Origin of the sequence: Methylocella sp., assembly GCF_044226135.1 — a bacterium.
In the GTDB taxonomy this organism is placed as follows: domain Bacteria; phylum Pseudomonadota; class Alphaproteobacteria; order Rhizobiales; family Beijerinckiaceae; genus Methylocapsa.
The window spans coordinates 12,114-29,570 of record NZ_JBGAHM010000037.1; the positions used below are offsets into that span (position 1 = coordinate 12,114).

18 protein-coding genes are annotated in these 17,457 nt (G+C 68.5%); 7 read left to right on the top strand and 11 right to left on the bottom strand.

Annotated elements, in window-relative coordinates:
• Positions 1-195 precede the first annotated feature (195 nt).
• The 4 genes from sucD to zapE all read right to left on the bottom strand — a co-directional run bounded on the left by sucD (position 196) and on the right by zapE (position 5,031).
• Entirely contained in the window at positions 196-1,080 is an 885-nt protein-coding gene (sucD, locus tag ACILRB_RS13450; RefSeq protein WP_395666805.1) for a succinate--CoA ligase subunit alpha, read from the bottom strand.
• 6 nt (positions 1,081-1,086) lie between these two features.
• Positions 1,087-2,283 carry an ADP-forming succinate--CoA ligase subunit beta gene (gene sucC / locus ACILRB_RS13455; protein ID WP_395666806.1) on the bottom strand — a complete coding sequence of 399 codons (1,197 nt, stop codon included), beginning with the start codon at positions 2,281-2,283 and terminating at the stop codon, positions 1,087-1,089.
• Positions 2,284-2,520: 237 nt separating this feature from the next.
• Positions 2,521-3,486, bottom strand: coding sequence for a malate dehydrogenase (gene mdh / locus ACILRB_RS13460; RefSeq protein WP_395666807.1), 966 nt, complete (start codon positions 3,484-3,486; stop codon positions 2,521-2,523).
• Between the two features lie 369 nt (positions 3,487-3,855).
• Positions 3,856-5,031, bottom strand: a complete 1,176-nt coding sequence (zapE, locus tag ACILRB_RS13465) for a cell division protein ZapE (protein ID WP_395666808.1) — start codon at positions 5,029-5,031, stop codon at positions 3,856-3,858.
• Between the two features lie 672 nt (positions 5,032-5,703).
• Here zapE and ACILRB_RS13470 point away from each other — a divergent pair.
• The 3 genes from ACILRB_RS13470 to ACILRB_RS13480 are packed head-to-tail and all read left to right on the top strand — an operon-like array spanning position 5,704 to position 7,464.
• Positions 5,704-6,609 (top strand): trypsin-like peptidase domain-containing protein, encoded by a 906-nt coding sequence (locus ACILRB_RS13470; protein WP_395666809.1) that lies wholly within the window; start codon positions 5,704-5,706, stop codon positions 6,607-6,609.
• A 25-nt stretch (positions 6,610-6,634) separates the two neighbouring features.
• Positions 6,635-7,072, top strand: a complete 438-nt coding sequence (locus ACILRB_RS13475) for an acyl-CoA thioesterase (RefSeq protein ID WP_395666810.1) — start codon at positions 6,635-6,637, stop codon at positions 7,070-7,072.
• Positions 7,073-7,122: 50 nt separating this feature from the next.
• Positions 7,123-7,464: a hypothetical protein gene (locus ACILRB_RS13480; RefSeq protein WP_395666811.1), complete on the top strand. Its 342-nt coding sequence runs from the start codon at positions 7,123-7,125 to the stop codon at positions 7,462-7,464.
• Between the two features lie 31 nt (positions 7,465-7,495).
• Here the strand turns inward: ACILRB_RS13480 and ACILRB_RS13485 are convergent, their stop codons facing one another.
• From ACILRB_RS13485 to ACILRB_RS13500, 4 genes are all read right to left on the bottom strand, one after another.
• Positions 7,496-8,173, bottom strand: coding sequence for a 3'-5' exonuclease (locus tag ACILRB_RS13485; RefSeq protein WP_395666812.1), 678 nt, complete (start codon positions 8,171-8,173; stop codon positions 7,496-7,498).
• Between the two features lie 5 nt (positions 8,174-8,178).
• Complete coding sequence (locus tag ACILRB_RS13490; RefSeq protein WP_395666813.1) at positions 8,179-9,993, bottom strand: putative nucleotidyltransferase substrate binding domain-containing protein; 1,815 nt, start codon at positions 9,991-9,993, stop codon at positions 8,179-8,181.
• A gap of 149 nt (positions 9,994-10,142) precedes the next feature.
• Positions 10,143-11,834, bottom strand: coding sequence for a cation acetate symporter (locus tag ACILRB_RS13495; RefSeq protein ID WP_395666814.1), 1,692 nt, complete (start codon positions 11,832-11,834; stop codon positions 10,143-10,145).
• Positions 11,834-12,139, bottom strand: a complete 306-nt coding sequence (locus ACILRB_RS13500) for a DUF485 domain-containing protein (RefSeq protein ID WP_395666815.1) — start codon at positions 12,137-12,139, stop codon at positions 11,834-11,836. The genes ACILRB_RS13495 and ACILRB_RS13500 overlap by 1 nt, the downstream gene beginning before the upstream one ends.
• A gap of 311 nt (positions 12,140-12,450) precedes the next feature.
• Between ACILRB_RS13500 and ACILRB_RS13505 the strand changes: the two genes are divergently transcribed.
• From ACILRB_RS13505 to ACILRB_RS13515, 3 genes are all read left to right on the top strand, one after another.
• A complete protein-coding gene (locus ACILRB_RS13505; RefSeq protein WP_395666816.1) occupies positions 12,451-13,098 on the top strand; it encodes a helix-turn-helix domain-containing protein in 648 nt (215 codons plus the stop codon).
• Between the two features lie 65 nt (positions 13,099-13,163).
• The gene (locus tag ACILRB_RS13510) at positions 13,164-13,559 is read left to right on the top strand and encodes a dihydrofolate reductase (protein WP_395666817.1); all 396 of its coding nucleotides are present in this window, start codon (positions 13,164-13,166) and stop codon (positions 13,557-13,559) included.
• 4 nt (positions 13,560-13,563) lie between these two features.
• Entirely contained in the window at positions 13,564-14,247 is a 684-nt protein-coding gene (locus tag ACILRB_RS13515) for an SDR family NAD(P)-dependent oxidoreductase (RefSeq protein ID WP_395666818.1), read from the top strand.
• A gap of 34 nt (positions 14,248-14,281) precedes the next feature.
• On the opposite strand, the gene ACILRB_RS13520 is transcribed toward ACILRB_RS13515, so the two are convergent.
• From ACILRB_RS13520 to ACILRB_RS13530, 3 genes are all read right to left on the bottom strand, one after another.
• On the bottom strand, positions 14,282-14,440 hold the full coding sequence (locus ACILRB_RS13520; protein ID WP_395666819.1) for a DUF2474 domain-containing protein: 159 nt from the start codon (positions 14,438-14,440) through the stop codon (positions 14,282-14,284).
• The gene (gene cydB, locus ACILRB_RS13525; protein WP_395666820.1) at positions 14,437-15,444 is read right to left on the bottom strand and encodes a cytochrome d ubiquinol oxidase subunit II; all 1,008 of its coding nucleotides are present in this window, start codon (positions 15,442-15,444) and stop codon (positions 14,437-14,439) included. Before cydB ends, ACILRB_RS13520 begins: the two co-directional genes overlap by 4 nt.
• Before the next feature lie 69 nt (positions 15,445-15,513).
• On the bottom strand, positions 15,514-16,944 hold the full coding sequence (locus ACILRB_RS13530) for a cytochrome ubiquinol oxidase subunit I (RefSeq protein ID WP_395666821.1): 1,431 nt from the start codon (positions 16,942-16,944) through the stop codon (positions 15,514-15,516).
• A gap of 141 nt (positions 16,945-17,085) precedes the next feature.
• Between ACILRB_RS13530 and ACILRB_RS13535 the strand changes: the two genes are divergently transcribed.
• Positions 17,086-17,457: MgtC/SapB family protein (locus ACILRB_RS13535; protein ID WP_395666822.1), on the top strand; the 372-nt coding region annotated here is incomplete at its 3' end.

The window sequence follows — 17,457 nt, forward strand, 5'->3', positions numbered from 1 at the left end:
GGCGCGCGCCCCGCCGGACCGCGTTCCGAACGCCGCGGACCCTGCGCGCCAAGCGGCGCACGGATCCGGCGGAATGAAAACGCGCCGTCGGCGGAATCGTCCGCGCCTGCGCCGATCCGCCGCAGGCTGTCGCTGTTCTAGCAAAGCTTTCGGGCGCGCGCCATCCCGGAACGGCGGGCGCGCGCCGCAAAACGACTAGGCCCGCAGCAGCTCCGCGAGCGTCTTGCCGAGCCGCGCCGGCGAGGGCGAGACCTTGATTCCGGCCGACTCCATGGCGGCGATCTTGTCCTCGGCGCCGCCCTTGCCGCCCGAGATGATCGCCCCCGCATGGCCCATGCGACGCCCGGGCGGCGCGGTGCGGCCGGCGATGAAGCCGACCATCGGCTTCTTGCGGCCGCGCTTCGCCTCGTCCTTCAGGAACTGCGCCGCGTCCTCCTCGGCCGAGCCGCCGATCTCGCCGATCATGACGATCGACTTGGTGGCGTCGTCGGCGAGGAACTTCTCCAGCACGTCGATGAACTCGGCCCCCTTGACCGGGTCGCCGCCGATGCCGACCGCGGTCGTCTGGCCAAGGCCCTCGCGCGTCGTCTGGAACACCGCCTCATAGGTCAGCGTGCCGGAGCGCGACACGACGCCGACCGAGCCGGGGCTGAAGATGTTGGCCGGCATGATGCCGATCTTGCTCTCGCCGGCGGTGACGACGCCCGGGCAGTTCGGCCCGATGAGCAGCGACTTCGACCCGCACAGCGCGCGCTTGACCCTGATCATGTCCTCGACCGGAATGCCCTCGGTGATGCACACGATCAGCGGGATCTCGGCGTCGATCGCCTCGCAGATGGCGTCGGCCGCGCCCGGCGGCGGAACATAGATCACGCTCGCGTCGGCGCCGGTCGCCTCCCGGGCTTCGAGCACCGTGTCGAACACGGGCAGGCCGAGATGCTTCGAGCCGCCCTTTCCGGGCGAGGTGCCGCCGACCATCTTCGAGCCATAGGCGATCGCCTGCTCGGAATGGAAGGTGCCGTTCTTGCCGGTGAAGCCCTGGCAGATGATCTTGGTGTCTTTTTTCAGGATGATCGACATCTTGGCTCAGGCCTTCTTCACGGCGTCGACGATCTTCTGGGCGGCGTCGTCGAGATCGTCGGCGGGAATCACGTTCAGCCCGGATTCGGAGATGATCTTCTTGCCGAGCTCGACATTGGTGCCTTCGAGGCGCACGACGAGCGGCACGGCGAGGCCGACCTCCTTCACCGCGGCGATGACGCCCTCGGCGATGGTGTCGCATTTCATGATGCCGCCGAAGATGTTGACGAGGATGCCTTTCACGTTCGGGTCGGCGGTGATGATCTTGAAGGCCGCGGTCACCTTCTCCTTGTTGGCGCCGCCGCCGACGTCGAGGAAGTTCGCGGGCTCGGCGCCATAGAGCTTGATGATGTCCATGGTGGCCATGGCGAGGCCGGCGCCGTTGACCATGCAGCCGATCTGGCCGTCGAGCGAAATGTAGCTCAGGTCGTGCTTCGAGGCCTCGATCTCCTTGGGGTCCTCCTCGGTCTCGTCGCGCAGCGCGACGAGGTCGGGATGACGGTAGAGCGCGTTGGAGTCGAACGAGACTTTCGCGTCGAGGCAGACGAGGCGCTGGTCCTTGGTGACGATCAGCGGGTTGATCTCGAGCATCGCCATGTCGGTCGTAACGAAGGCGGTGAAAAGCTTCTCGGCGAGGGCGCCGGCCTGCCTGGCGAGATCGCCCGACAGCTTCAGCGCCTTGGCCAGCGCGCGGCCATGGTGGGGCATGACGCCGGTCGCCGGATCGACCGAGAAGCTGACGATCTTCTCGGGCGTCTTGTGCGCCACCTCCTCGATGTCCATGCCGCCCTCGGTCGAGGCGACGAAGGAGACCCGGCTCGTCACGCGGTCGACGAGCAGCGAAACGTAGAACTCCTTCTCGATGTCGGAGCCGTCTTCGAGATAGAGGCGGTTGACCTGCTTGCCGGCGGGGCCCGTCTGCACGGTGACGAGGGTGCGGCCGAACATCTCGTCGACGAATTGCGCCACTTCCGCCGGGCTTTTGGCGAGGCGCACGCCGCCCTTTTCGCCGGCCTCGGGCTCCTTGAACCGGCCCTTGCCGCGTCCGCCGGCGTGAATCTGCGACTTGACGACGTAGAGCGGCCCGGGCAGCGCCGCGACGGCGGCGTCGACGTCCGACTTGGCGAGAATCGGCGCGCCTTTCGACACCGGGACGCCGAACTCCTTCAGGACCGCCTTGGCCTGATACTCATGAATGTTCATGCAGCTAACTCTCTGGGGCGTTTCCGTTTTGCGCGGGACATTACGCCGCGCCCCAGGGGAAGCAAATACTGCCTATGGCGCAAGCGCAGCGAAAATTTCGCACCTGCGAAAAGCGCGACGCGGCGCGCGCGGCGGCCTGTGGGACCGTCGCGCCGCAAAGCCGGAAACCTGGCGGAACACCCTGACGGAAAAAAGCGCCGAAGGCTTTTCGGCGCCTTTTTCGTCTCTGCGGAAGACTCAGCCGGCGAGCGCCGGATTGATGGTCTTGCAGGCCTCGACGAGGCCCTTCACCGAATCGACCGACTTGGCGAACATCGCCTTCTCGGTGGCGTCGAGCTCGACCTCGACCACCTTCTCGACGCCATTCGCGCCGATCACCACCGGCACGCCGACGTAAAGGCCCGAGATCCCATATTCGCCGTTGAGCTCGGCGGCGCAGGGCAGCACGCGGCGCTTGTCCTTGAGATAGGATTCGGCCATGGCGATGGCCGAGGCCGCCGGGGCGTAGAAGGCCGAGCCGGTCTTGAGCAGGTTGACGATCTCGCCGCCGCCCTTGCGGGTGCGCTCGACGATGGCGTCGAGCTTCTCCTGGCTCGTCCAGCCGATCTTGACCATGTCGGTCAGCGGGATGCCTGCGACGGTGGAGTAGCGCAGCGAAGGCACCATGTCGTCGCCGTGGCCGCCGAGCACGAAGGCGGTGACGTCCTCGACCGACACCTTGAACTCTTCCGACAGGAAGTGGCGGAAGCGCGCCGAATCGAGCACGCCGGCCATGCCGACGACCTTCTGCGGCGGCAGGCCCGACGACTTCTGCAGCGCCCACACCATGGCGTCGAGCGGATTGGTGATGCAGATGACGAAGGCGTCGGGGGCGTATTGCTTCACGCCGGCGCCGACCGCGTCCATCACCTTGAGATTGATGCCGAGCAGGTCGTCGCGGCTCATGCCGGGCTTGCGCGGCACGCCGGCGGTGACGATGACGACGTCGGCGCCCTCGATGTCGGCGTAGGAGTTGGCGCCCTTGAGCGCGGCGTTGAAGCCTTCGACAGGGCCGGACTCGGCGAGATCGAGCGCCTTGCCCTGCGGCGTGCCCTCGGCGATGTCGAAGAGCACGATGTCGCCGAGCTCCTTCAGCGCCGCGAGATGGGCGAGCGTGCCGCCGATCTGTCCCGCGCCAATCAATGCGATCTTGCTACGCGCCATTGTTTTCCTGCCTGTTCGGCCGCCGCGGTCGGGCGGCCCCTGTCGCCGGTCCAGTGGATGATGCGGTCCGCGAGCCCGCCGTCGCCGCAGCGGCCCCGCCGGACAGGCGGCGCGTCGGCCGCCTGCGCGAGGCCCGAGATCGAATCTTGCGGATGGAGATCGAAAGCTTGCGGATGAACGCGCCGTCATGCGGATGAAGGCGCTCCGGACGGACCGCCGCCGCGACGCGGCCGGCCCGGCGAATGGGCCGCCCCGCGGCGCGGCGGACTCTAATGGAATTTTGCTCGGCCTGCCAGAGCTTGGCCTCCGACTGATGGCGTAAGCTCGGCTTCGTCCCGCGCGCCGCGAACGGCCGTCTCCGCGCCGGCGCTAGGTCTCGACGAGGCCGCTCGCGTCGCCCGAGCCCTGCGAGGCGACCGGCCCGTGCGGCAGGTCGAGATAGGCCGAGGAGCGCATCTCGACGAGGCGCGAGACGGTGCGCGCGAATTCGAATCCCTCGCGCCCGTCGCCCTGGTAGATCTGCGCCGGCTGGGCCGCCGCCGAGGCGATCAGCTTCACATGCTCCTCATAGAGCGCGTCGACCAGCAGGATGAAGCGCTTGGCGACGTCGCGCCGCGCCGGCGCGATCACCGGGATGTCGTCGACGACCAGCGTATGGAAGGCGCGGGCGATGGCGAGATAGTCGGTCGCGCCGAGCGGGCGCTCGCACAGCTCCGAAAAGGCGAATCGGGCGACGTGGGCGCGCGCCTCGGGCACCGGCAGCGCGCGGCCGAGCACATGCAGCGCCATCGGCTTGCCGGACGGCGCGCCGGTGAGCGCCTCGAAGGCGCCGGTCAGCGCCGCCTGCGCCGTCTCGTCGGCCGGCGCGTGCCAGGTGCGCCGGCCTTCGAGCTTCTCGCGGCGGTAGTCGGTGCGCGAGACGAGTTCGAGCACCTCCATCTTCTTCATGATGAGGTCGATGAAGGGCAGGAACAGCGCGCGGTTGAGCCCGTCCCTGTAAAGATTCTTCGGCTCGACGTTGGAGGTCGCGACGATGACGACCCCGCGCGCGAACAGCGCGTCGAACAGCCGGCCGAGCAGCATCGCGTCGGTGATGTCGGTGACGTGGAATTCATCGAAGCAGAGCAGCGTCGTCTTGGCGGCGATCTCGTCGGCGACAGCGGCGATCGGATCGTCGTTCTTCGGCTTTTTCTGGCGCGCCGCCTCGCGGAAGGCGTGGACGCGGGCGTGGACGCCGGCCATGAAGGCGTGGAAATGCGAGCGTGTCTTGAGGAGCGGCGGCGCGGCTTCATAGAACAGGTCCATCAGCATGGACTTGCCGCGCCCGACCGAGCCCCAGACGTAAAGCCCGAGCGGCGCGGCCTCGGCCCTGCGCCCCGCCCCGAAGAAGCGCGCGAGGCCGGAGGGTTTGCCGGCCGGCTCATAGGTCTCGAGCTCGCGGCGCAGCCGCTCGAAGCTCTCGATCGCGTGGCGCTGCGCCGGATCGCCCTCGATCAGGCCTTCTGCGACCCTCGCCTCATAGCGGTCGGACAGGGAGAGGGACACGGGCGGATTCCTGAAACGGCCGGCGAGGGGGCCGGCAAAGACCTGACGTCGCGGGGGCGCCGACGCCCTGCGGGCGCAGCGCCGCGGCGGCGCGTCCCGTCGAATAGCGCGCGCTTCGTCATGACGAAAGCCGGAGCGGCGGATTTATGCAAGGCCGCGGCGTTTGGCCAGCGCGGCGCGGCTGGAGCGCATCGCGGCCTGCGGACCGTCGCGCGAAACGCGTTTCGCCCGGAGCGGAACCGGGACGGTCGCCGGAAGCGAGCTTTCGTCGAAGCGAGGCTTCTGCCGAAGCGACGCCGCCTCCGATGCGAGGCTTTAGCCGAAGCGAAGCCCGGCCCAGACAGGGCGTGTTACTGTCAAGCTTAACATCTTGACGACTCCGCCGCAAGCTCAAGGCAAGGCTTGTGCGCCAGCCTGCGTCAGCATGCCACGGCTTTCGCAATCGCAGCATAAGGTAAACGCCGTCGAACCTTGCTTCGCTCGCAAAGCCGTCCGCGGCTCGGCCGCTTAGGGGATGCTTAACGACATTGGCCGCAGTTTAACGAGGCGCATCTGCCTTTTTCTGTTCGCATTCTGACCATACAACTCGCCAAGGGTCAGCTTGACGTGAGCCGCGCAAACCGCCGGCGCGCCCCCCAAGCCGCCGGCGCCTCGATTAAGGAAAACGAGACGATGAATCGGAAAGGCCGACTTACGCCCGGGGCCGCGACCCTCGCCCTCCTCGCCAGCGCCTCCGCCTTCTCCTGCGTCCGTCCGCCCGCCGCCTTCGCCGCCCCGCTCGCCCCCCTGCCCCGCGCCGACGCGCCGCAAGGCTTCGCGGGCGCCGAAATTCACAAGGTCGTCACCTTCGGCCGCGACAGCCGCCGCACGGTCGAGCAGTTCGCCGCGCAGGAAAACCTGCCCGCCGCCGAGCTGCGCCGCAAATTCGCGGCCTCGGGCCTCATCGAATGCGGCGGCGCCCATGGCGCGGGCCAGCTCACCCTGACCGACGACCTCGTCACCACCGCCGCTCATGTCTTCTTCGACGAGAAAGGCCAGCCCCGCGCCAAATCCTGCGTCTTCGTCAATGAGGTCGACGGCCGCGAGGTGCGCACCCCGGTCGACCTTGCGAGCGTCGTCGCCGGCAGCCGCGACCCCTACGCCGTCGCCGCCGTGCATGACTGGGCCGTGGCGCGGCTGACGAAGCCCGTCGTCGGCGTCGCGCCCTATGGCCTCGCCGTCGGCCAGGCGCCCGGCGCGCCGGTCGACTTCGTCGCGCGCGGCCATATCGACTGGGGCGAGGGCCGCCGCCTCTCCATGGAGAAATGCGGCTTCAGGGACCAGCTCTCCGTCGGCGACGAAGGCACGCGCGAATTCTCCTTCGATTGTGAAACCGGCGACGGCGCCTCGGGCGGCGCGGTGATCTTCAGCGACAAGGGCGAGCCGCTCGTCGGCGCCGTGCTGGTCGGCTGGCGCTCCAACAAGCCGTTCCGCTCCGCCCCCTTTTCGCCCACCCATTACAATTTCGCCGTGACCATCGAGGGCGCCTTCAGGAAGGCCGTCGTCGCCTCCGCCGCCAAGGTGGTGGTCGCGCGCTGACGCCAGCCGGCGAAAGGCCGCGGCGATGCGCGAAAAAGACTCGGACGCGCCTGAAGACTACGCCTTCCGCACGATCGAGCGCATCCGCTACGCCGACCAGGATCCGCAGGGCCACGTCAACAACGTCGTCTTCGCCACCTATCTCGAAATCGGCCGCACGCAGGCGCTGCTGCCCGACTTCCTGCTCGTCGAAAACGGCGCGGCCTTCGTCGTGGCGCGGCTTTCCATCGATTTTCTCGCCGAGATGCTCTGGCCGGGCGAGGTCCTGATCGCGACGCGGGTCGGCGCCGTCGGGCGCAGCTCGCTCCAGCTCGAGCAGGCCCTGTTCCAGAACGGGCGCCGCGCGGCGCGGGCCGAAAGCGTGCTCGTCCTCACCGACAAGGAGACCCGGCGCTCCCGCGCGATCTCGCAGGCCGGGCGCGACTGGCTCGCCGCGCGCATGACGCCCCGCGCCGCGACCTGACGCGCCAGATCGAATCCTGCGACGACGGGCGCCAGGCCGAAGGCGCCGACGTGTTCATCGCCTGGGGCTCGCTGCATAATTTCGCGACGCCGCTCGCGCAGCTGATCCGTCAGCTCAGCTCGCCGCCACGATACATCTTCGTCAATCGCACGCCGCTGGTCAGGGGCGAGACCGCCGCGACCGTGCAGGACGCGGGGCCCGTCCGCGTCGCCTGCACGCTTTATGACAGCGACGAATTCATCGCCCGGCTTACGGACGCAGGCTATGCTCTCGTCGACCAGCGGTCGGCGCCCGAATTGAACATCCACACGCCGATGCGTCCGCAATATTCGGCGCAGCCTTGCAGCGGGCTCCATTTCAGGATCCGCGGGCCTTCGGCCGGCGCCTGTTAGCGTCTTCAGGCGGGCGTCGCCCGACGGAATGCTACCCCACCCCCGAATGATGATGCGCGCCGCCCTGCTGGCGCGGGCGGGGGATGCGCACGCCGCGCTCCTTCATGTCGCGCAGCTTCAGATAGATCATGGCCGTCATCAGCGCGTCGTTGAAGGCGTCATGCTGGTCGAGCTCCGGCAGGTCGAGGTCCTTCAGGATCGACTTGAAGGAGAGGTCGATCGAGACGCCCGGCGGCGCGTCGCCATATTTGCGCTCGTAATAGAGCTTCGAGACCTCGATCAGCGGATTGGGCAGCTCGATGCCGAGCAGGCCGACGAGATATTTGTCGACCATGCGCACGTCGAAATCGACGTAATAGCCAATGAGCGGGCGCCCGCCGATGAAATGCAGAAACTGCGGCAGGATCGTCTCGATGCGCTTGCCCGCCTCCACGTCGGCCTCGCGCAGGCGATGCACCTTGATCGCCTGCGCGTTCATGCGGGCCTCGGGCCGCGCCACGGCCTCGAAGCGCTCGCTCGTCAAAATGCGGTTTCCCTTGATGCGCACGGCGGCGATGGTGATCACGTCGTCGCGCCGCACGTCGAGGCCCGTCGTCTCGCAGTCGAAGGCCACCGCCTCGTCAGGCGGCCCGGGCCTGAACATGAAACGATAGGACTGGTCGCCGATCGAGATCTGGTGGAACAGCCGCTTCAGCGCGCGCGGGATCATCGGGGTCAGAACATGCCGAGGTTGAAATGGCGGCGCACGATGTCGCGGAACTGCTTGACCACCTGGAAGGCGTCGCGCAGCAGGTCGCGCTGGAGGCTCGACAGTTCGGCCGGGCGCACGAGCGCGCTCTGCGAGGACGTGCGCGCCAGTTCGGCCGCGAGCTGCGCGTCGAGCCTGAGGCTCGTCAGCAGGTAGAAGGACTGGGTCAGCTCGGTGCCGAGCTGGCGGCTGAGCCGCCCGAGGTCGACGAGTTGCTCGATGCGCTCGACCGTGCCGGTGACGGTCAGCCCGCGCTCGAGCGCGAGGCTGCGCACGCCATGCACGATGGGGAAGACGCCGCCCTTCTTCAGGTCGACCGCGTCGCCGCGCCCGTCGAGCGTGAGGAGATTGTTGAAGAAGCCGATCGGCATCGGGAAGGCCTCGGTCGCGCGCGCGAAATGCGACAGATAGGCGGTCGAGCCCGTGCGCGCGGCGGCGATGAGGTCGGCCTTGGCGGCGTCGAGCAGGCTCGCGTCGCCGGCGACCGCGACGGCGTCATAGAAGATCGCGACGTTCATATGCGCGGCCTCGTCCGGCAGGGCCGTCCAGCGGCGGAAGGCGGCGCGATAGCCGTCGAGCGTCTGCGACCACATCGGGTTGCGCACCATCACATTGCCCGGACAGGGCGCGAAGCCGAAGCTTTCGAGCGCGGCGGTGAAGCTCGCGCGGAAGGCGTCGAGCTCGGCTTCGGGCACGGGCGCGCGCAGGATCAGGGCGTTGTCCTGGTCGGTGCGCACGGTCTGCTCGCCGCGGCCTTCGCTTCCCATCACGATGAGGCAGCCGGCCGCCCGGATCGAGGCCGGCGCAAGGAGCGCGAACAGACGCGCGAACAGGCGCCGGTTGAGGTCCGAGACGATCTCGGCGACGACCTCGACCTTGACGCCCTGCCGGCGCAGCATGCGCACCTGCCCGCCGATCTCGCGCGCGGCGAGGGCGAGGTCGGGCAGGCCCTGCGCGCGGTCGATGCGCCCGGCGACGAGCTGGGCGTTGCCGGCGACGAAGCTCAAAAGCTCGATGTCCTCGAGCATGCCGACATATTCGCCGTTCTCGCGCACGGCGACGCGGCGCTTGTTGGTCTTGGTCATCAGGATCAGCGCCGCATAGACGAAATCCTGCCGGTCGAGCGAGACCACGTCGTAATGGGCGACGCCGCCGACCGGCTCCTCGATCTTCATGCGCTTCAGCACCACCGCCTTCGACAGATTCATGCCGGTGACGACGCCGATGCGCCCGCCGTCGCGCACGAACAGCGCGTTGGAGTCGATCTCGCGCATGCGGTGGCCTGCGGTCTCGATCGAATCCGAGGCGTCGATGAAATGCGCCGGGCGCAGGTTCATGTCGGCGACGCGCGCGCGCATCAAGGCGCCGACGGTCGTCTCCTCCTCCTCGCGCGCGATGGCCGCGAGCTTGTGCGAGAGGTCGAGATAGAAGAAGGCCGCGAAGCGCGGATTGGCCTTGACGAGGTCGAGCGCGACCTCGCGCGGCAGGGCATAGGCGAGCGCCTCGTCGCGCGCGCGGAAGTCGTGTTCGCTGCGGCCCTGGATCAGGCCGCGGCTGTCGAAAAAGTCCTTTTCCTCGAGCAGGGCGACGAGCTCGTCGCCGGCGCGCTCCTCGACGAGGCCCTTGATGACGACATAGAGCGCCTCGGCCGGCGCGCCGGCCCTGATGATCTCCTCGCCGGGCCGGAAATAGGCGACGTCGAGCGCGCGACGCAGCGTCTCGATCTCGGCGGGCGAGAGACGGTCGAAGGGGGGATTGGTTTCGTCGAAGGCGTTGGGCATGGCCGCCTGCGCCTGACGCGCTCAAGCCGGAATGTCGGGCCCCGCGACGCTCAGGGGCGCGGGAGGAGCGGGAGATGGGCTCCGCCGGCCGGTTCAGGGCCGGCGGAGGAAAGGCGGGGCCCCGGGCGGAAAGCCCGCCCGGGGATACGTCAGTGCGAGGAGGCGCCGGCCGCGCCGATGCCGGTCTGGCAGCGCACGAACTGGGCCGGGAAGCCGGCGCGGTCGATCTCGGCGCGCTTCGAGCGGTCGAGCACGGAGAACAGCCAGATCGAGACGAAGGCGATGGTCATCGAGAACAGCGCGGGGTTCTCATAGGGGAACGGCGCCGTGCCCTTGGGATTGCCGAGCGTGACCTCCCACACGGCCGGCGACAGCACGACCATGACGACCGCCGAGATCAGGCCGAGGAAGCCGCCGATCAGCGCGCCCTTGGTGGTGAGGCCCTTCCAGAACATGGAGAGCAGCAGCACCGGGAAGTTGCACGAGGCCGCGATGCAGAAGGCGAGGCCGACCATGAAGGCGACGTTCTGCTTCTCGAACACGATGCCGAGCACGATGGCGAGCAGGCCGAGGCAGATCGTGGCGATCTTCGACACCCTGATCTCGTCCTGTTCGTTCGCCTTGCCCTTGCGCAGCACCGTGGCGTAGAGGTCATGGCTGATCGCCGAGGCGCCGGCGAGGGCGAGGCCCGACACCACCGCGAGGATCGTCGCGAAGGCGACCGCCGAGATGAAGCCGAGGAACAGGTTGCCGCCGACGGCGCTCGCGAGATGCACCGCGGCCATGTTGTTGCCGCCCTTGAGCGAGGCCAGCACGCCCTTGGTCGCGACCGTCGCCTGGTCGATGAACTCGGGGTTGGTCAGCACCAGCGTGATCGCGCCGAAGCCGATGATGAAGGTCAGGATGTAGAAATAACCGATGAAGCCGGTGGCGTAGAACACCGACTTGCGCGCCGCCCTGGCGTCGGAGACGGTGAAGAAGCGCATCAGGATGTGCGGCAGGCCGGCGGTGCCGAACATCAGGGCGAGGCCGAGCGAGATCGCCGAGATCGGGTTCGAGACGAGCGTGCCGGGCTCCATGATCGCGGCGTGCTTGGGATGCACCTCGATCGCCTTGGCGAACATGGCGTTGAGGTTGAATCCGAAATGGGCGAGCACCGCGCCCGACATGAAGGTCGCGCCCGAAAGCAGGAGCACCGCCTTGATGATCTGCACCCAGGTGGTGGCGAGCATGCCGCCGAAGGTGACATAGACGATCATCAGCACGCCGACGATGACCACCGCGATCCAGTAGTCGAGGCCGAACAGGATCTGGATCAGCTTGCCGGCGCCGACCATCTGGGCGATCAGGTAGAAGGCCACGGTGACGAGCGAGCCGCAGGCGGCGAGCACGCGGATCTCGGTCTGGCCGAGGCGGAACGAGGCGACGTCGGCGAAGGTGTATTTGCCGAGGTTGCGCAGCGGCTCGGCGATCAGGAAGGTGACGATCGGCCAGCCGACGAGGAAGCCCACCGAATAGATGAGCCCGTCATAGCCGGACAGATAGACAAGGCCCGAGATGCCGAGGAAGGAGGCGGCCGACATGTAGTCGCCGGCGATGGCGATGCCGTTCTGGAAGCCGGTGATGCCGCCGCCCGCCGAGTAGAACTGCGCCGCCGACTTCGTCTGCTTGGCCGCCCAGTAGGTGACGCCCAGCGTGAAGGCGACGAACACGAGGAACATCCCGATGGCCGACCAGTTGGTCGCCTGCTTGGCGCCCTCGGCCATCGGACCGGCGGCGAAGGCCGCGGCGGGAAGCGCGGCGAGCGCCGCGGCGGCGAGGAGGCTGTGCCTGGTTTTCATCAGCGCGCCTCCTCGACGATGTCATGGATCAGGCCGTCGTAGAGCGCGTTGGCGCGTCCGACGTAAACGCCGACGAGGATGAAGGCCGAGAGAATGACCGCGACGCCGATCGGAATGCCGATGGTGATCACGCTGTCGCCGATGCGCGTGCCGAGAAAATGCGGCGCGTAGGCGATGAGCAGAATATAGCCGATGTAGATGACGAGCATGATGATCGAAAGGGTCCAGCCGAACGAAGACCGTCTCCTTACGAGCTCCTGATATTTTGGATTTTGCTGAATCTCTTCGTAGCTTTGAAAAGCCATGAGCCGGATGCCCCCCTGCGGCGGCGCGACGGGCGCGCCTTATTGTTGCCTAGGTGCGCACATTGGCCCAAAGGGCCAGCTTCCGCAATCCTTCGCGGGCGCGGAAACGCGCCCCGACGGCGCGACGAAGGCCCGTCCGCGCGTCGCTCCTCTCGACGCGCGGCGCGCCTGTTTTGCGCTCATACGACTTAAAGACTAAACTTGCGGGACGCCTTCGCGAGCCTGCTTTCATTGTGCGGCGCGCGCTTAACCTTTATGGAAAAGCGGCGTCCGGGCGCCTTCGCCGCCGGCGCCGCTTTCTGGAGCATGCGGTGACGAAATCCGACAAGACGCGCGCTCAGGACGCCGAATATGACACCGACTCCGGGGCGCCGCGCGTCGCCACGCGCACCCTCGAGGAGGCGATCGGCGCCCAGATCCGCATGCATCGCAAGCGGCTCGACATCACCGGCGGCGAACTCGCGGCGGCGGCCAGTCTCTCGACCGGCATGCTCTCGAAGATCGAGAACGGCCAGATCTCGCCCTCACTGTCGACGCTGCAGTCTCTCGCCCGCGCGCTGAACCAGCCGCTGTCCTCCTTCTTCACGCCTTTCGAGGAGCATCACGACTGCTCCTTCGTGAAGGCCGGCCAGGGCGTCTCGATCGAGCGGCGCGGCACCAAGGCCGGGCATCATTACCAGCTGCTCGGCCATTCGCTCGGCGCCGAGGTCGAGGTCGAGCCCTATCTCATCCGCCTCTCCGAAGAGGCGCGCCCCTACCCCTCGTTCCAGCACGCCGGCGTCGAACTGATCTACATGCTGACCGGCCGGGTGCTCTACCGCCACGCCGACCGCTCCTATCCGCTCGAACCCGGCGACACGCTGTTCTTCGACGCCGCCGCGCCGCATGGGCCCGAAGAGCTGACCGAGCTGCCGATGACCTATCTTTCGATCATCATCTATCCGGCGAAAGAAAGTTAGGCCGCGGCTTCCCGCGCCGTCGCGGCGGCGCTACAAGCGCGGCGATCGAACGGAGGGGAGCGGCCATGCCGGACGTGCGGGTGATCTGCGCCATCGGGCGGCGCGGGCAACTGGGGCTTCACGGACGCCTGCCCTGGGAAGGGAACCCGGGGCGCGAATACAGGGCCGACGTCGCGCGGTTCTTCGACCTCACGCGCGGCCATGCGCTGATCGCCGGGCCGAAGACCATCGACTCCTTTCCCGACTGGGCGCGGCCCGAGCGCACCCTGCTCGCGATCCGCTCGACCGACGATCCGCTGGAGATCCTGTCGCGTTTCAGGGGCCGCGTGCTGTTCGTCGGCGGCGGCCCGCCGGTGTGGGCCGCCTACGCCCGCTTCGTGCGCCACTGGGACGTGACCAAGCTGCCTTATGACGGCGAGGCCGACCGCTGGTTCGACCCCGCCTGGACGACGATGGGATAAGACCATGGCGCAGGAGCCGAAATCCGTCCTGGTCGCCGGCGCCTCGCGCGGGATCGGCCTCGCGCTCGCCGACGCCTTTCTGGCGCGCGGCTGGCGCGTCGTCGCCACCGAGCGCCAGCCGACGCCCGCGCTCGCCGAACGCGCCGGCGCCTGGCTCGAGACTGCGACGCTCGACGTCGCGAGCGAATCCGGCCCGGCCGCGCTGCGGGCGCGGCTGCAGGGCCGCCTCGACGCGCTGTTCGTCAACGCCGGGATCATCGACTCTCCGTCAAGGCCGATCGGCGAGGCGGCGCGGCAGGATTTCCTGCGGCTCATGGAGGTCAACGCGTTCGGCGCGCTGCGCGTCGTCGAGGCGCTGCACGACCTCGTCCCGGCGGGCGGCGTCATTGGCGCCATGTCCTCGGGGCTCGGCAGCCTGGCGCGCAACGAGAGCGGCGGCTTCGAGGCCTATCGCGCCTCGAAGGCGGCGCTCAACATGATGATGCGCTCCTTCGCGGCCCGCGCCGGCGGGGCGCGCGCCGTCGTGCTCATGGACCCCGGCTGGGTGCGCACCGAGATGGGCGGGCCCGAGGCCCCGCTGTCGGCGCAGGAGAGCGCGCGGGGCGTCTGCGCCACGCTGATCGGCGCGATGGGGACGAGCGGCCCGGCGCGCTATCTCGACCATCGCGGCGCCGAAGTTCCCTGGTGAGGCTCCGGCCTGCGCGCTGCGCGTCAACGCCCCGTCAATGCGTCCTGAGCCCCGCCGCCGTCATCACGAGGCGCAGCAGCAGCGCGACGACGCCGAGCGCCGCGACGCTCATCGCCCAGATGGCGACGAGCCAGAGCGCGCGCCGCAGCCACAGGCGCGGGCCGGACGAAGCCTCCGTCTCCGGCGCGCTCAATGATAGCCGACCCCGACCTCGACCTTGCCGCGGAACACGTAATAGGACCAGGCGGTGTAGGTCAGGATGATCGGCGTGATGAACAGCGCCCCGACGAGCGTGAAGCCGAGGCTTTGCGGCGGGCCGGCCGCCTCATGGATGGTCAGGCCCGGCGGAATGATGTGCGGCCACAGGCTGATGACGAGGCCGCTGTAGCCAAGAAACAGGATGACGAGCGCGAGCAGGAAGGGCGCGGCGTGCGGCTCGCCGCGCAGCGAGCGCAAAAGCCCCAGCACGCAGGCGAGCACCAGCGCCGGCACCGGCAGGAAGAAGAACAGGTTCGGCGTCGTGAACCAGCGCGCCGCGACGGCCGGATGACCAAGCGGCGTCCATACGCTGACGACGGCGATGACGCCGAGCAGCGCCACCGCCACCGGCGCCGTCAGCTCGATCATGCGGCGCTGCAGGTCGCCCTCGGTCTTCATCACGAGCCAGGTCGCGCCGAGCAGCGCATAGGCGACGACGAGGCCGAGCCCGCAGAACAGGCTGAAGGGCGTGACCCAGTCGAGCGCCGAGCCCGTGAAGGCCGGCCCCTTGACCTCGAAGCCGTTGATCAGCGCGCCGAGCGAGGCGCCCTGGAAGAAGGTCGCGACATAGGAGCCGAGCGAAAAGGCCGTGCCCCAGATCTCGCGCCGCTCGCCGTCGGCCTTGAAACGGAACTCGAAGGCGACGCCGCGCAGGATCAGCCCCGCCAGCATGAAGGCGAGCGGAATGTAGAGCGCGCTGAGCACGAAGGAATAGACGATCGGAAAGGCCGCGAGCAGCCCCGCCCCGCCGAGCACCAGCCAGGTCTCGTTGCCGTCCCACACGGGGGCGACCGAATTGACGATGGCGTCGCGCTCGTCATGCCCTTTCACGAAGGGATAGAGGACGCCAATGCCGAGGTCGAAGCCGTCCATCACCACATACATCATCAGGCCGAAGCCGATGATCGCGGCCCAAAGCAGGGGAAGGTCTATGCCCATGACGGCCTCTTGGCGTTCGGCGTCGGCCGCGGCCGACAGGATTTCGGGCGCAGCGGTCCCGGGCGGGGTCTAGATCTGGACGTCCGGCGCGGCGGAGAGCGGCCGCGCCGGGCGCTCCATGAGCGGCCCGCCCGAAAGGTCGATCCCGCCCGTCGGGGCCTGCGGCGCGTCGGGGCCCTGGTCCTTGGGCGGGAGTCCGACGAGGGCGAGGAGGTAGGCGACGCCCGCGCCGAACACCACGAAATAGAGCACGACGAACACCGCGAGCGTCACGCTCATGGTCGTGGCCGAGTGGTTCGAGACGGCGTCGGCCGTGCGCATGACGCCATAGACCACGAAGGGCTGGCGGCCGATCTCGGTGGTGAGCCAGCCGGCCAAAATGGCGACGAGCCCCGCCGGCCCCATCGCCAGCGCGAAGCGCTGATACAGGCGCGAGTCGTAAAGGGCGCCAAAAAGACGAAGCACGCCGCCCCAGAGGCCGAGCAGCAGCATCAGGAAGCCGAGCCCGACCATGATTCTGAAGGTCCAGAACACCACGGTCGAATTGGGCCGGTCGGCGGCCGGGAACTCGGCGAGCCCCTTGATCTGGCCGTCCCATTGATGGGTCAGGATCAGCCCGCCAAGGCGCGGGATCTCGACCTTGTAGAGCGTCTCCTCCTTCTCCATGTCGGGCCAGCCGAAGAGATAGAGCGGCATGCCCTCGTCCTTCGGCCCGTTGCGCCAGTGGCCCTCCATGGCGGCGATCTTGGCCGGCTGGTGCTCCAGCGTGTTGAGGCCATGCGCGTCGCCGGCGAAGATCTGGATCGGCGTGACGACGAGCACCATCCATGCCGCCATCGAGAACATGATGCGCACGCGGCGCGTGGTCTCGCCGCGCAGCAGGTGCCAGGCGCCGGCGGCGCCGACGAACAGCGCCGTCGCCAGATAGGCGGCGAGCACCATATGGACGAGGCGATAGGGGAAGGACGGGTTGAAGATGACCGCGAGCCAGTCGGTCGGCACGACCCGGCCGTCGATGATCTCATAGCCGGCCGGCGTCTGCATCCAGCTGTTTGAGGCGAGAATCCAGCTCGCCGAGACGAGCGTCCCGGCCGCGACCATGAGCGTCGCGAAGAAATGCAGCCCCGGCCCGACCTTTTTCCAGCCGAACAGCATGACGCCGAGAAAGCCGGCCTCGAGGAAGAAGGCGGTCAGCACCTCATAGGCGAGCAGCGGGCCGGTGACGCCGCCGGCGAAGCCCGAGAAATAGCTCCAGTTGGTGCCGAACTGATAGGCCATGACGATGCCGGAGACGACGCCCATGGCGAAGCAGACGGCGAAGATGCGCGACCAGTAGACGTAGAGGTCGCGGTAGGCGCGCTCCTTCGTCCACAGCCAGAGCCCCTCGAGCACGGCGAGATAGCTCGCAAGGCCGATGGTGATCGCCGGAAAGATGATATGGAACGAGACCGTGAAGCCAAACTGGATGCGGGCGAGGTCGAGTGCGCTCAAGCCGAACATGGATGGCCTTTCCGGTTGACGAACCCCGCCCTGCGCGGCCGCCGGTTTTCTGACGTCCCGGCTGCGCCGCGCGCGCCATATTAGCGGCGCCGGGCGGCGAGTCGAGCGCGGCGTTGCGTCGCGCAACCCACGGAGACGCGCTTGAGCCAGAGTTTCCTCGCCAGCATGCTCGACCTGCGTCTCGATCCGATGACGCCCGCGGTCGACTGGGGCGACGTCGCGGCGCGGCTCGCCGCCGCCGTGGCGATCGGAATCGCGCTCGGATTCAACCGCAGCGAAAGCGGCAAGGCCGCCGGCATGCGCACGACGGCGCTCGTCACGCTCGCCGCCGCGCTCGCCATGATCGAGGCCAATGTCCTCATCGGGACCACGGGGCGCGAGCCGCAGGCCTTCGCCGCCATCGACCCGATGCGCCTGCCGCTCGGCGTGCTGACCGGCGTCGGCTTCATCGGCGCCGGCGCGATCCTGCGCCGCGACGGGCTCATCGTCGGCGTCGCCACGGCCGCGACGCTC

What these genes read in the sequence shown, in the direction of transcription:
- sucD (WP_395666805.1), bottom strand. Translation starts at nt 1,080, where the DNA reads ATGTCGATCATCCTGAAAAAAGACACCAAGATCATCTGCCAGGGCTTC.
- sucC (WP_395666806.1), bottom strand. Translation starts at nt 2,283, where the DNA reads ATGAACATTCATGAGTATCAGGCCAAGGCGGTCCTGAAGGAGTTCGGC.
- mdh (WP_395666807.1), bottom strand. Translation starts at nt 3,486, where the DNA reads ATGGCGCGTAGCAAGATCGCATTGATTGGCGCGGGACAGATCGGCGGC.
- ACILRB_RS13470 (WP_395666809.1), top strand. Translation starts at nt 5,704, where the DNA reads ATGAATCGGAAAGGCCGACTTACGCCCGGGGCCGCGACCCTCGCCCTC.
- ACILRB_RS13475 (WP_395666810.1), top strand. Translation starts at nt 6,635, where the DNA reads ATGCGCGAAAAAGACTCGGACGCGCCTGAAGACTACGCCTTCCGCACG.
- ACILRB_RS13485 (WP_395666812.1), bottom strand. Translation starts at nt 8,173, where the DNA reads ATGATCCCGCGCGCGCTGAAGCGGCTGTTCCACCAGATCTCGATCGGC.
- ACILRB_RS13490 (WP_395666813.1), bottom strand. Translation starts at nt 9,993, where the DNA reads ATGCCCAACGCCTTCGACGAAACCAATCCCCCCTTCGACCGTCTCTCG.
- ACILRB_RS13495 (WP_395666814.1), bottom strand. Translation starts at nt 11,834, where the DNA reads ATGAAAACCAGGCACAGCCTCCTCGCCGCCGCGGCGCTCGCCGCGCTT.
- ACILRB_RS13500 (WP_395666815.1), bottom strand. Translation starts at nt 12,139, where the DNA reads ATGGCTTTTCAAAGCTACGAAGAGATTCAGCAAAATCCAAAATATCAG.
- ACILRB_RS13510 (WP_395666817.1), top strand. Translation starts at nt 13,164, where the DNA reads ATGCCGGACGTGCGGGTGATCTGCGCCATCGGGCGGCGCGGGCAACTG.
- ACILRB_RS13515 (WP_395666818.1), top strand. Translation starts at nt 13,564, where the DNA reads ATGGCGCAGGAGCCGAAATCCGTCCTGGTCGCCGGCGCCTCGCGCGGG.
- cydB (WP_395666820.1), bottom strand. Translation starts at nt 15,444, where the DNA reads ATGGGCATAGACCTTCCCCTGCTTTGGGCCGCGATCATCGGCTTCGGC.
- ACILRB_RS13530 (WP_395666821.1), bottom strand. Translation starts at nt 16,944, where the DNA reads ATGTTCGGCTTGAGCGCACTCGACCTCGCCCGCATCCAGTTTGGCTTC.